This window comes from Allorhodopirellula solitaria (assembly GCF_007859855.1).
GTDB lineage: Bacteria > Planctomycetota > Planctomycetia > Pirellulales > Pirellulaceae > Rhodopirellula > Rhodopirellula solitaria.
In genome coordinates this window covers 169,836-185,639 of sequence record NZ_SJPK01000001.1, presented here as the reverse complement: position 1 = coordinate 185,639, position 15,804 = coordinate 169,836, and the positions used below count along the sequence as shown (strand labels likewise).

Genomic DNA, 15,804 nt, shown 5'->3' with positions numbered 1-15,804 from the left:
GATCGGGTTTTGCTTTCTAGCTGGTGTTTCCGGTGACGCGCATCGGGTTTGTCAGCCGCGTGCGGGATTGACGGTCACGGATCTCTAGTTGTTCAAAACTGTTTTCGTCAGGAATCACGTTCAGACGCAGCGACTTAGTCGAGTGCAGATTCTATTGATTCCCGTAGGATTTTCCCGGCAAATGAATGAGCATCTTCATAGTGAAACCCGATTGTCATCACCTCCGGTTCGTTCTTCGGAAGACCGGTCGTCAGTTCTGCTTGCAAATCTACCAAGACCCTCCTTGCCGGTTGTTCTTCGAAGATTCGGTACAGATATGCTGCGGCATGGGCTCGCAATCGTTTCGTTGCTGACTCAGAACTGAGAGCATCATTCGCAATGTCATAAAGAACCTTACTTTTTTCTTCGCGCGCAATGTCGAAAAGCGCACAGTGAAAGTTTAGTTCTGTTTGCTGCATCGCCACACCGTACGACGACTCGTCAAGGTGCTCGATCCCACCAGTCAACATGTCGATTCGAACTAGTCGATCGTACTCGTCGGGCAGATCGCTCGCTTTCATCCAAAGAGCAGCGTAAAGGAAACTCCCGGACTCGGAAAAGCAAGCATCTTTCAGCCAAGAAATTGTCGATCTTGAAACAAAAACGCAATCGTCAATGTTTTCAATGACATCCTTGAGATTTACTGATCGACGCTCGCTGTCTTTCAGTGTCCTTATCTCAATCGCAGGATGTGATGCGAGCCAGGATCGGTTTGCACCCCAGTAACTCAAAACTGCAACATGCGAATCGCTAACCTTTACAACTGCTGGTCTAAACGGCAAATCTTCATCTATCAAGAATCGAACTGCTCCATCTCGAAATGATGAATTTAATGTATTCACCGGACGACCAGTTTGCGCTGGTTCGCGAAGTCTTGTAAACACTTGCAGATTTGATTCTGTACGGCCCAACTCGGAGCGAATGAGTGGTTTGACCACAACGTTGGTCGCGGCCGATCGACTTGACTCGGTGATGCCTGAAAAAATCTCGTAGGTGTCTGCGTTTGCTTTGAATGAACAGGCTGCGAGCAGCGTCAGGACAAAAACCGGCCAGAAAACAGATCTCTTAGCTACGGTCGCCAGACGGTGGGCTAGGCCCTGGCGACCGTAGCCGTGTGCGCCGAAAACCCTCCAGTCGTTCGTTAGCGAATAACTGATTAGTCTAGACATGATTTTATCTACAGTTCTTGAATGTGTCTTCAACGCTTCCAGCATCAGGACGCTTGCATTCATCTTGCTTGCCACCAGGCGATTGGATATCTGTAGTGTCGTGACCCCCAACACAGTTGTGCGAAACTTCATGCACGAGCAGTTGAGTAAGTGCTTCAACGTCGCTTTCAATCGTGTTTCCGCGGCCACTTCTGCAAATCCAGGTCTCGAGTGTTCCATAGCCACCATCTGCTGGACAAAGCTTGCAATTATTTGCAAAATCCTCAGGGTGTTCGCACGGTTCGCATTTTTTCGGATCGCCACCTCGGTCTGGTTCGGGATAAACGTCACCATTTGCAGCGTCACTTTTCAGCTTCGCACAGGGAGTTGCTGTGACGCCTTTGGGCAGAGGGCGTTCTTCATGACATTCACCTTGTCCAATATGTCCGCACCGGAAGACGGAACGATCTAAACCTTGCGTGACACAGTCGTGAAGCTGAGAGCTGCATTCTTGACTTGCGTTTCGCATCCGCTTGAAGCAATCGGGGTTCCTCGCTAACCGATTCTTCGCTTCTCGTTTCGCGCGGTCAATTAACTGGCGTTCGGTGTTTGTACAACCATCGTCTTGAGGGGTTGTTTCCGGATCTTCTGGAGTTTTGCCACTCGAATCGACATATCGTGTCGGAGCCGAGAGATTGAACAAGTAGTAAGAGGTCAGCTTTCGCATGAACCTAGGATCCCTTCCGATAAACCCTCCGGCTTTCGGATCATACATTCTTGCCCGGAAGTGGTAGAGGTCGAGCGTCCCGTCCCATTCCCGACCGGTGTAGGTGTAGCGGTTGTCGTCGGCTGACGCGGTGCGGACAGTGCCCGAGGCGTCGGTGATGATCAGATCGCCATAGGCCTCGTAGGCGTAGCGTTCGGTGATCGTGCCCGAGGCGCTGGTCAGCGCGATGATGCTGTACTGCTGGTTCCTGTGGTAGAACCGAAGGCCACCGGTGCCGTCGCGGACGACGAGTTCGTCGATGTAGTCGCCCCAGACGTAGGTGTACTATGGCGAACCGGGCGATGCACCCGAGGCGTAGTCGGCCAGGGTTTGTTGGCCGTTCTGCACGAAGACCGTGGTCGTACTATCGTCACGGGCGACTCGCCGGCCCAGCGCGTCGAACTGGTACTCGACGTCGATGGTGCCGTTGTTGCCGATGTCGGCCGACTTCAAGCGGTTGTCGAAGTCCCAGCTCAGCGATAGCGGCTGAGGGCGGAGGGATGAAGGCAGCAGCGTGATGTTGCCTTTGGCGTCGTGCTGGACACTCTGCCCGCCGGCGGCGGTCAGTTCGTGGGCCGGCCCGTGGGTCCGGTTCTGGACCACCGAGTTCTTGGTGAACTTTTGCCAGTCACCGACCGGTGTCAGGTTCCACGATTGATCCAGGTTTGCATCAGCGCGATCCCAACCGGTAAGCCGGTCTTCGGCGTCGTAACTCGCTGTGAACCCGTAGTCGCTCATCGTGCCGCCAATCGTCTCCGATGTCTTGTTGTGGTTGTCGTCCCAGCCGTAACTCAGGTTGCCGATGCCCGCGCCGGTGAAGTTGATCGCCGAGGGCGTGTTGTCAACGTTGTAGGTACGGCTTTTGATGAACCTGTCGTCATAAGCACTCGATCGCAGTCTGTAACTTTGGTCGTAGCCGCCGGGCAGCGAATCCGCCTGCGGGCAAGCCGGCTCGAGGCCTACCCTAAGCCGGCGCGATTTCAGGCATCAAGCGTTTTCTGCAACACGTTAGCACTCACGATTTCGCGAAGCTACGTGCCACTGTGCGATACAGAGTAGTAAACACCGCAAACGGTATTTTCGGTGTCAAGCACAAAGCGGACGACTTCGCTAGTCGAAACCAATCCGCTTCTTGATACTCGCCGGCCTCCGATGTATCGAACATCATCCTGACGACCACCGCCAAGAGAATTCGGTATGTTCGATAGATCATAGGAAAACGATCCATTCCGAACCTCAATGATGTCGAATCGAGCACTGCGCAAATACTCTCTCGCATCTTGCACACTCGTTCCAATTGGCACATTTACGCTCGCGTCCAAGATGATTGCTCTCGCTGATCGCATCGCGGGCTGACGTCGAGTATCGCTAGTTATGCATCCTGAAACCAACGATACAATTACAACAACAGACAGCCCTAGATGCTTTGGAAACTTCATTCGGATGCCTTCGTAAGGGAGTCGCTGACACATTTGGGCACTGATTGGCCAATTCCGGGAATCAACCTTTTCGGACCTCCCGGCAACGGAACTACGGTGAAGGGGCGGTCGCCGAGTGCGCACGATTTCAGCATCCATACCACGGTACTGTTGCTGTTGCCATCGACTGCATCCGGTTTTGGCAGGGCCTTATATGGAACACAACAACTGTCGTTAATTGCATCTGCGACTTTTTGGAAGCAACCACAAACTTCATCACAAGATTTGCCTCGGACGGTATAGTCCTTGCACTCCATCTGACCGGCTGGGTAGGGGCTTTCTTCGTTCTCAGGGTGGTCGATTGGCTTGTCGTCCCAGGGATCGACATCTGTAACCAATTGCCCTCTCCCCTTATCGAAACAGTCGCAATCGCTGTTGCCTCGCGGTGGGGCATCTGGTTGTTCGGGACTCCGCCCTGGGCCGCCGCGATACCGTTTGCCTCCGCAACGTAGGAACAAGTGGCCGGCAGGAACACCAGGGATCGGACTCGAGCATATTTGAATCTGACAACCTTCGCCGGCCTCCTGATCTTCCTCGTCGGGTGACTGTCCTAGAGAGTCCGTCGCAATTAGTACAAACAAGGGGACGTATGTGTTAATCCCTCCTCGCTGTCCAATTGGATCTCTACCGATGAACCTACCCGCCTTCGGGTCATACATCCGCGCTCGAAAGTGATAGAGATCGAGCGTCTCGTCCCATTCGCGTCCGGTGTAGGTGTAGCGGTTGCTGTCGGCCGATGTGGTGCGCACGGTTCCCGAGGCGTCGGTGATGGTCAGGTCGCCGTAAGCGTCGTAGGCGTAGCGTTCGGTGATCGTGCCTGAGGCGTTGGTTAGGGCGATGATGCTGTACTGCTGGTTCCTGTGGTAGAACCGCCGGCCGCCGGTGCCGTCTCGGACGACCAGTTCGTCGATGTAGTCGCCCCAGACGTAGGTGTACTGTGGCGAACTGGGCGATGCACCCGAAGCATAGTCGGCCAGGGTTTGCGGGCCATTCTGCACGAACACCGTCGTCGTGCCATCGTCACGGGAGACTCGCCGGCCCAGCGCGTCGAACTGGTACTCGACATCGATGGTGCCGTTGTTGCTGATGTTGGCCGACTCCAAGCGGTTGTCGAAGTCCCAGCTAAAGGATGAAGGCTGAGGGCGGAGGGATGAAGGCAGCAGAGTGACGTTACCCTTCGCGTCGTGTTGCACGCTTTGGCCGCCGGCGGCGGTCAGTTCGTGGGCCGGGCCGTGGGTTCGGTTCTGAATGACCGAGTTCTCGGTGAACTTCTGCCAGTCACCGACCGGTGTCAGGTTCCACGATTGATCGATCGCTGCATCGGCGCGGTCCCAGCCGGTTAGCCGGTCTTCGGCGTCGTAAGTTGCTGTGAACCCGTAATCGCTCATCGTGCCGCTGATTGTCTCCGCTGTCTTGTTGTGGTTGTCGTCCCAGCCGTAACTCAGGTTGCCTACGCCCGCGCCGGTGAAGTTGATCGCTGATGGCGTGTTGTCGACGTTGTAAGTTCGCGACTCGCTGACTCCGTTGTCGTAAACGCTCGAAGTCATTCTACCACCGTCGTCGTAGCCGCGGGTCATCAAGTTCACACCGCCGGTGATGATTTTCTTGAGCTGACCACGCGCAGTGTACGTCCGTGTCACTTCACTGGCGTCCGGGTAGATCAGCCGTCCGACACGCCCGGCCGCGTCGTAAACCGTGCTGGTCGTGTAGGTTTGACCGCCGATCGAGAGCGATTCGCTGAGTTTGCGGCCGGCGATGTCGTAAACGTACGTCACCGTGTTGCCGTAACGGCCACTGACAGCGGTGAGCATCCGTGACGCATCGTCCAGCGTGAACGTGTCGGTGTCGGCGATCGTGCCCGAGGGTGAGTTGGCCCGCGTTCGGTAGTCCCGTTTGAGCAGGCGACCGGCCGAATCGTAGGTCATTGATACCGTATCGCCGAGTTGATCGGTCGTGCGCGTGACCCGGTCCAGGTCATCATGCTCGGTCGTCGTGATGCCGTAACCCAGATCGCCGGGACTGCTGCCGGGAACGTGGTCGGGCCAGGTCACACGGGTTTGACGTCCGTAGCCGTCGTAATCGTAGCTGGTCGTTTGGCTTTCGGCGTCGGTCAGGCTCTCAAGTTGCCCAAGTACGGTGTAGGCGAACGTGGTCGTGTGGTTCAGACGATCGGTCACGCTGGATTGACGGCCGAGTGCATCGTAACCGTGATTAGTATCGTTGCCCTTGGCGTCGGTTTGCTTGACCATTTCGCCGGCGCGGTTGTACGCCATCTCGGTTTCGTGACCAGCCGGGTCGGTGACCTTCACGCGGCGATCGAGGTAATCGTACGCCGTCGTGGTCGTGTTGCCGTTGGCATCGGTCACCGAAGTTTGATTGCTGTTGGCATCGTAAACGTAGCTGGTCACCTTGCTCAGCGGATCGGTCACGCTGGCCGTGCGTCCGGCATGATCGAACGATGTCGTCGACGTTTCACCGGCACCGTTGGTGACGGTGGTTTGATAACCGGCATCGTTGTAGCCGTAGGTCATCACGTCGCCGAGCGGAGTGATCGCTTCGACTTGTCGGCCGATCGCATCGTACGCCTTGGTCCACGTGCTGCCGACTTGGTCGGTCGTGGTCACCGCGTTGCCGGCGTCGTCGAAGGTGTAGCTGCGGGAGTGATTCAGCGGATCGGTCTCTTTGATACGGCGACTCAATGAGTCGAAGTTGAAGGTTTGATAGTCCATCGCGCCGGCCGGTTCCAGTCGCACGACGTTACCGCCGGCGTCATAGAACTGGTCGCGAGTCTGGTTGCCCGACACGCTGCCGGTGGCCGGGTCGACGGCGAAGCGGATGCGGCGATAGACGCGACCTCGAACGTCGAACTTGATCTTCTCGCGGCTGACCAGGTTGCCGGCGGAATTCGTATCGAACCGTTCGGTCTTAATCACGCGGCCCAGGTTGTCGTGCGTGTCGACTTGGTAGAAGTCCAGTTCACCTTCGACCCCTGTTTGACGATTTCGCCAGTCGTAACCGTAATCGGTCACGCGGATGGTCGATGGGTCGACGTGCTGGGTAATCCGTGTCAGCAGTCCATCACCACCGTCGCTACCGGAGTCATACTGCTGCTCGGTCATCAACGTCATGTCGTTGCCAGGGGTGCCGCCACCGCTGGGATCGCTTTGGCTCGCGCCGGTGTCGTCGGTTCCTGCGTACATCGCGACTTGCTGACCGCGGACATCGAAGACAGCGAAGCGGATCGTGCCGCCGGGGGTGACGGTGCGGTTGCGACGTTTCAGCGTGTCGTATCCGAACTGCGTTTCGTCATAGTTCGATCCCACTGCGCCATCGCCGCTGACGGGAATCGTGTGATAGACACGCTGGGAGATCAGCGTGCAGCAGTCGCTGTACTGGTAGGTCGTCCAGCGAACGTAGTCGCCTTGCGTGAACGAATCGGCGACAGTCAGCTTGCCCGAGGATGAACTTCGCACGGCCGCGATCTGCTCCAGCGGATGCCCCTTACGGGTTCGCTTGACGATCGAGACCGGGCCGACCAACGTGTCGGTATTGGCCAACTCGTCATGGAAACCCTGGCCGGTCCACTGTTGATGATCGACATCGAGGTAAACGTTCCAACGCGCCCGGCGAACCTGCCGTGTCACGCCATTGACTTCGGCCGAGTGAACCGGACCGAGCGACTGCGTGATTCGACCGCGGTCGTCGTGCTGGTAGTCGGTGATCAGGTGCAGACCGCCACCGACCGGCGTGGTCCAACCGGCCGGAACGCCGGCGACTTGCGCAGTATCTACGTCGACGATCTGCCGCGTCGCCACACTGGTGACGACATCGTAGGTCGTGTGGGTGATCGTGCCACGTTCGTCTCGAACCCAGGTTCGGTTGCCATGGATGTCGAAGCGTTCGGTACGGGTGTCGGTCGAACCGTCACCGTTCTGGCCGGTCGGCACGACCGGCAGCGTGGTGATTCGCTGCGAAGGTTGAAAGCTATCGGCATGATATTGATAGTCGTACCGAGTGGTCGACTTGCCGGTGCCATCGTCGTTGCGGTAAACGATCTCGTCTGACACCGGGCGAATCGTCGTGCCGCCAGCGGTGTGCGAACCGTACTTCATCGATCGAAGCAGGATGGCGTCACCGCCGCTGCCTCGCTTAATCTTCTCAGCTTTGACATATCCCTTGGCTGCGCCGCTGCCGTTGGATGCTGAATAGTATTCGGTGCGATGGATCACGCCGTCGTCGCTGTGGAGCGTGACGGCCAGATCGTTTTGAGACTCGTCGTAGCCGACCACGGCCGAAGGTTGGGCGCGTTGCACCAAGCGTCCGTCGTTGTTGTAACGCATCGACTGGATCCAGCGATCGGCATTCTCGCCCGCACCGCTGCGGAACTCTTTCACCAGAACTTGGCCGATGTAGTTGGTGAAGACGATGTTCTGCGAACCATCGGGCCGTGTTTCAACCGTCTTGCGACGCCACTGGTTGTAGTTGTCGTCGCTGTCGTTGTTGGCCGAGTACGCGAACTTGAACGTCATCGCGCCGGCCTGGACGGTCTCCTTGATCACCCGACGGGCGGCGTTGTACTGGAAGTGGTAGTCGGCGTACTGGGCAAGCTGTGCATCGGACGCGGTCAACGGATCGGTGACTTCCGAAAGTCGTGCATAGCTCTCCGGCTCGAGCACATACTTCAAGCCGTGCTCAAAACCCTTGGCTTCACCTGCGGTGTAGTACCGATAGTAATGTGTGTTCTTGTCTTGCCACGTTCCGCCGTCGGCGGGTTCCTGTTGCCGCGCTCGGCGCAGATCACCAACGCTGCCGCCGGTGTCGCCGCTGCCGTAGTAATCGTACTTGGCGCGTTGGATGTCTTGCCAAGCTCCCGCATCGATCTTGCGTTGCAGCGTGACGTGACGCAGTCGACCACGCTGCTCTCCGCTGCCGAAGTAGTCGTAGGCCAGTGATTCGGTGATCGTCTGGCCATCTTGGTCAACACTTCGCTGGACCGTGGCGATGCGATCATCGTCGGTGTACGCGGTCACTTCGGTAAGCTGTCCGCCGGCGTCCTTGTGCCAAGCAAGCAGTCCCGGTGGATGCTCGAACTGGTCGAAATCACGAAACGCATACTGCTCGCCGGTCGGTGACGTCAGCACCAACAAGCCAGCGGCCGTGTCATGCTTGAGTGTCGAGAGCGCGCCGAAACGTCCGGCGTAACCGCCGACGCCATCGAGTTCAAACCACAGGTTTCGACCCGGCCCACGAACGACCGTGATCGTGCCGTCGCCACCTTCGTTGAGGTAACCCCACTGGCTGACGAGCCAGTTGAACCCGTTGCCGTAGTCATGACTACGCGACATCTGGTTACTGTAAGAGCGACGATGTCCAAACGAGCCGCCCAAACGACCGGCCGACAGATCGCTCGCCGACAAACGCAATTCCCCGTTGAAGTAGCGGATCGGCTGCTCGCTGAAAGTCTCCGGCATTGGACACTGCCCATCGGTGCAATCGCCGCCGCCATCGTCTCCCCCGCCACCGTCAGTGCTGCATGTGTCTCCGTCGCATCCCCCACTGGCCTCGCAACAAGATTTTGGGGAGTCAGATTCTTCGCAAGGCGGTTCATCATCTGGACACGGTCCATCACCGCAGGACGACGAACTGCTGCCGTCATCGGAGCCGGAACCGCCATCATCGCCAAAGCCATTTCCGTCGGTTGCGAAACCGGCGGCCATCATTCGGTTGGCCAGTTCTTCAAAGTCCGGAAGGTTGCCTCCGCCTGACGTGCCACCGCCTGAGGACTGTTCGGTCGTTGGCGGTTCGGACATTGACTGACCTGCGGGATCTTTCTGGGGATCTGCCTGGCAGGCCTGGAAAGTTTCACTTTCACTGCTTTGTGATTCAGACTTCTCGGCTTGCGATGACTTCTTCTCCAGGCGTCCGGCATCGCCGACCTGCGTCTCCTTAGTTTCGCTGCGACTGTTTCGCACCGCCGACTCCAACCGGCGACGAACGTGAGAACGTACTGAACCGAGCGAGTCCGAAGAGGAAAGAGCGTCGGCTTGAGATTGAACGTGTTTTCGAGTTGACATGTGTTTCTGGGACCGTAGATGGGGCATGAGTTTGCTTGCGTCGGCCAAGACAATCTTCGAGACCGGAACGCGAGCAAACGAGACGGGGTGTTTTCCATCTGACCTATGCACGCCGGCCGGTGAGCGAAGCACGAAAACACTCATCGTTTTTTGATTTGGTGGAAATTGCTCCGTCGAAACCCATGGCAATGGACAGCGTCCCTGGCTGCATTCACCGCACAACACCCGCAAGCGAGTTCGTCCCCCGAGGTCGATTGCGGATTCCAGCTAGTAACTTCTACAAAGCCGAAAATCTTCCTTCGATGAATCTGAGAATTTTCCTGTGGATTTACTCCCGCGCAGAGCAGGAGAACGGCATAGGTAAGAAATGTGCGAAGGATGATTCGGTTGGTTCAGCCAATCCGATTCCTGCGAGGACATTCCGTTCTCGCAAGGCCACTTCTTATTGCGACCGAGGATGTGTGAATGAATGATCGTCGAGATACAGGTCACCATGGTGACGATCCAAGGGCTGCGGCACGCCATCGCTGCAACGAACTCGTGAATGGTCGGGTCCAAGTTGCTGAGGATCGTCGCAATCAGATCCGCTCTCCAAGCGAAACACTAACTGACCGTGCAATATCACAGGATGATTTTGATCGAGTTCCCAGCAACGGTGCGGCGGACGAAACGCATGCGATGGGGCCGGGCAGCGAATTGAAACGGATGCTGCCGTGGCTATCGAAGACAGCGAAATCAGGCCTGGCTAAACATCGCATCATCACGATGAATAAGTGGGGATCCAAGGGTTGCCGACTCAACTTGGAAACGATTGCTGCTTGGCTTGTAAGCGAGGCGATCCAACACGGGATGGAGGCGGATGACTTGCCGCTAGCGACTGCGAGGGCGTTGGTTCAAACCGCCATCGGTCGTTTTGAACGCAAGTTTCCCGACGGATCGTTGGAAGGCGATTAGTCCGGCGGACGCAGACTCGCAAACAACTGAATTTCCAATTCCCTTTCTTCACGGATTCAAAATGAACGCCACCACGATGAGTACACGACAACAGGTTCCGCGCGGTGATAAAGCATCGCACACGTCCGGCGACAAGATAGTCCAGCGTTGTTTCTTGATGAACCTGGATCAACGTCCCGATCGACTTCGCGAGTGGATGGAGCAGTTGCCCCAGCCATGGCCTTTGCCTGAACCAGAGCGGTTCGCCGCGATCGACGGACGGCGTGTTCCGCCGCCGGCGCACTGGCGGGCGGGCAACGGTGCTTGGGGATGTTACCGATCCCATTTCTTAATTCTCGAAAAATGTCTTTCCGAAGGCATCGACTCCTACGTCGTCTTTGAAGACGACGCAGGGTTCGGGGACCAATTTGGGAATCGCCTGCATCAGTTCGTCGAAGAATTGCCGGACGACTGGGGGATGGCGTATTTGGGGGGGCAGCATCTGTATTCCGTTTCGCATCCACCGGTGAAGATCTCCGAGCACGTCTATCTTCCCTACAACGTCAATCGCACGCACGCGTTCATGGTCCGGGGACGCACCGCCATGTCGGCCCTCTACCGACACTTGCACACCCGTGATTGGAAGAAAGCGAACCACATCGACCATCATTTGGGTCGAATGATCCAGCGTCGCTACTTTGGAATCGCTCGCCGTAACTTGGGCAAAGGTGCCGTTGCTGTCTACGCCCCCGATCGATGGATGGTGGGCCAACTTCCCACACGCAGCAACATCTCGGGGCGCCGTTGGAGCGAGACCCGCTTCTTCAACGATGCGGTCAACGTTGATCACAACGACGAACCCTTTTTCGCGGTCCTCGGCCCGCATCGCAGCGGTACATCGTGCGTCGCGATGATTATGCACCACCTCGGTGTCCACATGGGCAATCAACTCGGTGGATTCGAGGCTACCGGCGGAGGCGAAGCGGTTGGGCTGATCGAATTGTGCGAAAAGGCGATGAAGTTCCCGGCCACCGATCCAACGATCGGTGATGCGGAACTGACTCAGCTTCTGAAGAAATTCATCGTCGGAAAGAAGAGCGAAGCGGTGCGTGACGAGAGTGTCGCGGGCGGCAAGTATCCGCACCTGTGCCGGTTCGCCGATCAGGTCTACGCGGCCATTGGTGATTCATTGCGAATCATTGCGGTGGACCGTCCGATCGAAGCGTCCATTCGCAGCTTGCAAACTCGCAGTCACAAGAATCGCGGGCAATGGTACGCCGCAGGCGATCGTGCGTGCGAACGATTGCAACGAAGCCTGTTGCATCATCGCGAGAAATTTATTGCCTCGCATCCGAACGTATTGGTCCACCGAATCAATTTTGCGTCGCTCACGTCCGATCCGCGCGCCGAAATTGTTCGTTTGGTGAAGTTCTTGGGCATTGAACCGGAACAGGATGAGTTGGAAGCAGCCATCGCGCACGTGAACCCAAAGTTGAGGAAGCACGGATGATGATCGTTTGTGTTCATGTCGGAAAGACCGGCGGGGTTCATGTTCACCGTGTTCTACGCGAAGGTGGTGTGGATCATGTTTGGCTTGGTCACTGCACGCCACTGATATTGGCCGCCGAGACCCATCCGGCGGACCGGTTGTTGATCGGAATACGCGAACCGGTGCAGCATGCCTTGTCGGCTTTTGATGCCAGGCTCCGCAAGCAAGCCGATTGGAGCCCCGATGAAAATAAGTTTTTCGCGAGGTTTCCCAATGCTCAAGAGTGGTGTGATGCCCTGGGTTCACCCGAAGCGGACGCCGCTTTTGAATTCTTGGGACATGTTTCTCTTGGCCTCGCCCACTATTTCGCGGGCGACTATCGGAGCGTTCTTAATCGCACATGGATCTACGACACTCACACGCTGTCCTCGTGCATGCGAGTGATGTTTGACCGAATTGGGCTCGATGTCCCCATCGATAACGAACGGCAACACAACGCGGCCCCTTCGCGACCATCGGTCTCGAACGAAGCTCGACGCCGTCTGTGCAAGCAACTTGTCAACGACATTGAAATTTATCACGAGTTGCAGCCTCTGACCCTTACCAACCAAGGTGCCCAATGAAACGCGTGATTGTAGTTCCCGATTTCCCGCCCAAACAAGCCCCGCAAAACGTTCGTGCATCGTATCAGGCAGCGGCAAAACGATGGGATGCCGAATTGATCTGGTTCACTCACTGCGAGACGGGGGGGCACTGCTTTTGGAAGAAGATGCAAGCGTTTAGCGCGGTGTTGGATCAACGCAGCGACGCGCATGTGCTACAGCTCGACAACGACATGTTGATTCGCGAAGACTGTCCAAGTCCGTTTGATCTCGCGAAACCCAACGAGTTCGCGATGGTCGCCGGTAGACAAAGACCCGATCGGCGAGTCGATGAAACGAGCTGGGGTGCCAAGGCGCACAACATTTGGGCAGGCCGGCTGAAGTCTGCGTCTTCGCCGCCGGCGCTCCATCCTAACGGTGGCCTTTATCTCTACGGGCTACCACACTTCACTTCGGTTTGGCATCGCATTGATCTCGCAGCCAAGCGGTGGCGAAACTATGGAGACATGGGGGCGGATGAAAGTATCATTAGCAATATACTTTGGACGTGGCATCGGGAGGCAATTCGATTTCTTCCACAAGAATTTAACACGATTCTGTGTCAAAACGCTGGGTTGCTCCGCGACAAATTCTCGCCAACCTACATCACTCACTACGCCATGGGGGCAAAGAACAAACTTGCTGGCGCTCGGTGGCAAACAACTGATTGGCCGTGGGCCAAGGACGATCCCATTCGTCGACTCAGTGACCAACTTCGCTGCCGGAAACACAACGTCGGGTGCGTTGAATCGCCCGACTCGGAAACGATTTGTAAGTTGCTGATTCTCTTTCCTGAAATGCGTCTGTACGGGCTGCATGCTCATAAGTCCATAGTTTGGCCCGACGACCTTGGATCGTTGTCTTCACAACTGAGCGCGTCGCACACCGACTATCTATTGCTGCGACAAGTGCTCGCAGATCTTGGCCCGCTGTCGCATCGATATCATTCGCTGCCATGCACGTTGGCCGAGGCCACTCGATGGATTGGTTCGTTTGATTTTGTTCTTGATGGCGACCAATTGCGAGATGCGAACAAGTTCGCGTGATCACGGTCTCTTCACCCGTGACTTTCGATTCTCGTAAGAATTCCCCCCTCGTTCAATCTCCTCCGAGCATAGAGGAGATGAGAGACACTCACGCGGCCACGCCAATGGTTCGGCCGCTCGCATTCTTGTGCCCCGAGGTTTGGCAGATGCAAAAGCTTAAAGACTTATTTCAGTCGCGACGTTTTTGGCTCGCGTTATCCGGTGTTCTGTTCGTCGCCACCGATCACTTCGGACTACCAGTTTCCGAAGATCAAGTCCAATCGGTCATCATGTTGGTGGCCGCATGGATCATCGGAGATTCACTTCGTGCAACGCAGGGCGTTAAAATCGGTCTCTTCGTTGGCATGGTCGCTTGCTCCTGCGTGGCTCCAGCAATTGCTCAACAAATTGACACGCCGAGCGAAATCGATGCTTATCGCTTAGTCCGCAGTGAAGCGGATTGCGAGCGGTCCGGCGGGTACGCCTGGATCGTACGCCGTTTGCCGGATGGGTTCCGGCCTGACTTGGTCCGGGTCGACGATGGCAAAGCGGCTATTTGGACTGGTCCGCCAGGCGTTTACGAAATCGATCTCATTTGTCAGGTCGATGGTGCACTGGCCCAAGCACACGCACGGGTCACGATCCGGGGCAACGGCCCGGATCCGACGCCACCGCCTGAACCGGATCCGCCGCCAGGGCCTGGCCCGCAACCCGTCCCCGACACGGTTCCCGACGACGAGTTCGACAACCTCGGCAAGCAAGTCTTCGCGTTGCTGCAATCGAACGCCGGTGATGGGTTCCCAACTGCGGAGTTGTCGCTGCTGTACTTCACGACGTCGAAACGGCTTGCGGGATCGCAAACACCAATCATTCCGACAGTTGCTACTGCAAGCGAGGTTCTGACCGAAGGACACGACAAAATCCTGCAAGGTGAAAACTCCGCTGTCTGGATGACATGCCGCGGTGAAATCGACCGAGTGTGGAAGAAGTTTGAATCAGACATGGATCGCTTCAAAGCGGCTCGCTTCATTACCGCCGTTGGAAATGGCTTGGCTGGATTCGGTAACTGACCAACACAGCCACACCATTCACCGAACTTCGCGAAACACCCTCCAATTTCAAAGTGCATCCATGCCATCACTTACCAAAATCGAACGCCAATACTCTCAACATGCCAATGAACTGGGTTGGGGCGATCCAACCGACTGGGCAAATCACCGCCTGATCAAAGAACGACGCCAACGGGTTGAAATGGAGGATCAACAATTTTTCTCAAATCTCGACGACCGACTGATGTTGGCCGACGCCGATACGGAGTCTCCCATGGAACAACTTTGCCGGTCGATGTTTCAGTTTGATCAAGGCTGGTCGTTCCATGCGAGCGAACAATTGCTGTACGGCGAACCGTTGGTTCACTCACAAGGCAGCGTTGGCAGTTGTGTTGGGGCTGGCGGTGGCCTGGCGATTGCCGCCAAGGCGAGCCAAGAAATCCTGAACGAAGGTGACTTGGAAGATCCGGTCGGATGGTCCCCGCAGGACGGAAACAATCTGCGAGATCATGCAATGCCGTTCACGGGATACCACTATGGCGCGGGTCGATGCAAAAACCTATGGGATGGAGAACGATTCGTCGGTTCTATCTCCCGAGGCGATGGGTCCTACTGCTCGGTTCAAATCTGGGCTTACAAGACGGTCGGCATCCTCCCTTGTGACCGCGTAAAAGACCGGTTTCGCGGCCCGTTTCCTCAATCGTCGGATGTTCGTAGTTGGGGCAACAACCGACGCGACGAGCTCAACGAGCATCTCGATATCGCAAGTGAATTCCGCATGTCGGAATCGGTCGTTGTGCGATCGGGTCAAGATTTGATGAATGTGATAACCGTTTTGAAACAACCTTGTCACATCTGTAGCGGATGGGGATTCGTTTCCGCAGGATTCGACCCGCGGTACGAGATGACGATCTATCGTCGATCTGGGACTTGGTACCACAACATGACCATCTATGGAGTCTTCGAGGTCAAAGGGACGTGGTTTGTCATTGTGAAGAATTCATGGGGTGCCGAAGCGCACCGTGAAATCGGTCGCGGATTCCCAGCGGGATGCTTTGTCATTCCATTGAGTCTCTTTGATTCCTGGATTCCTCAAGCTGAGTGCATGTCCATTGGTGAATTGACGCTACCAAAACCCTCGCCACTGTTCGGCTAGCGGTGA

General features: G+C 56.5%; 10 protein-coding genes and 1 pseudogene. 6 read left to right on the top strand and 5 right to left on the bottom strand.

Annotated features, from left to right (window positions below; genetic code table 11):
• Positions 1-134: 134 nt before the first annotated feature.
• The 5 genes and pseudogenes from CA85_RS25525 to CA85_RS00750 form a co-directional block, all read right to left on the bottom strand.
• Positions 135-1,553, bottom strand: coding sequence for a hypothetical protein (locus CA85_RS25525; RefSeq protein ID WP_246112375.1), 1,419 nt, complete (start codon positions 1,551-1,553; stop codon positions 135-137).
• A gap of 304 nt (positions 1,554-1,857) precedes the next feature.
• A pseudogene (locus CA85_RS26060) lies at positions 1,858-2,115 on the bottom strand (RHS repeat-associated core domain-containing protein); the annotation flags it as partial.
• 123 nt (positions 2,116-2,238) lie between these two features.
• Positions 2,239-2,691, bottom strand: coding sequence for a hypothetical protein (locus CA85_RS00760; protein WP_146389267.1), 453 nt, complete (start codon positions 2,689-2,691; stop codon positions 2,239-2,241).
• Between the two features lie 277 nt (positions 2,692-2,968).
• On the bottom strand, positions 2,969-3,166 hold the full coding sequence (locus CA85_RS00755) for a hypothetical protein (protein WP_146389265.1): 198 nt from the start codon (positions 3,164-3,166) through the stop codon (positions 2,969-2,971).
• Positions 3,167-3,388: 222 nt separating this feature from the next.
• Positions 3,389-9,505 carry an RHS repeat protein gene (locus tag CA85_RS00750; RefSeq protein ID WP_186774669.1) on the bottom strand — a complete coding sequence of 2,039 codons (6,117 nt, stop codon included), beginning with the start codon at positions 9,503-9,505 and terminating at the stop codon, positions 3,389-3,391.
• A 465-nt stretch (positions 9,506-9,970) separates the two neighbouring features.
• Between CA85_RS00750 and CA85_RS00745 the strand changes: the two genes are divergently transcribed.
• The 6 genes from CA85_RS00745 to CA85_RS00720 all read left to right on the top strand — a co-directional run bounded on the left by CA85_RS00745 (position 9,971) and on the right by CA85_RS00720 (position 15,798).
• Positions 9,971-10,459, top strand: a complete 489-nt coding sequence (locus CA85_RS00745) for a hypothetical protein (RefSeq protein WP_146389261.1) — start codon at positions 9,971-9,973, stop codon at positions 10,457-10,459.
• 76 nt (positions 10,460-10,535) lie between these two features.
• The gene (locus CA85_RS00740) at positions 10,536-11,948 is read left to right on the top strand and encodes a glycosyltransferase family 25 protein (RefSeq protein WP_246112374.1); all 1,413 of its coding nucleotides are present in this window, start codon (positions 10,536-10,538) and stop codon (positions 11,946-11,948) included.
• Entirely contained in the window at positions 11,945-12,550 is a 606-nt protein-coding gene (locus tag CA85_RS00735; RefSeq protein WP_146389259.1) for a hypothetical protein, read from the top strand. Before CA85_RS00740 ends, CA85_RS00735 begins: the two co-directional genes overlap by 4 nt.
• A gap of 5 nt (positions 12,551-12,555) precedes the next feature.
• The gene (locus CA85_RS00730; RefSeq protein ID WP_186774668.1) at positions 12,556-13,614 is read left to right on the top strand and encodes a hypothetical protein; all 1,059 of its coding nucleotides are present in this window, start codon (positions 12,556-12,558) and stop codon (positions 13,612-13,614) included.
• Between the two features lie 146 nt (positions 13,615-13,760).
• Positions 13,761-14,663, top strand: a complete 903-nt coding sequence (locus CA85_RS00725) for a hypothetical protein (protein WP_146389255.1) — start codon at positions 13,761-13,763, stop codon at positions 14,661-14,663.
• Between the two features lie 61 nt (positions 14,664-14,724).
• A complete protein-coding gene (locus tag CA85_RS00720; protein ID WP_146389253.1) occupies positions 14,725-15,798 on the top strand; it encodes a hypothetical protein in 1,074 nt (357 codons plus the stop codon).
• The last annotated feature ends 6 nt before the right edge of the window (positions 15,799-15,804 follow it).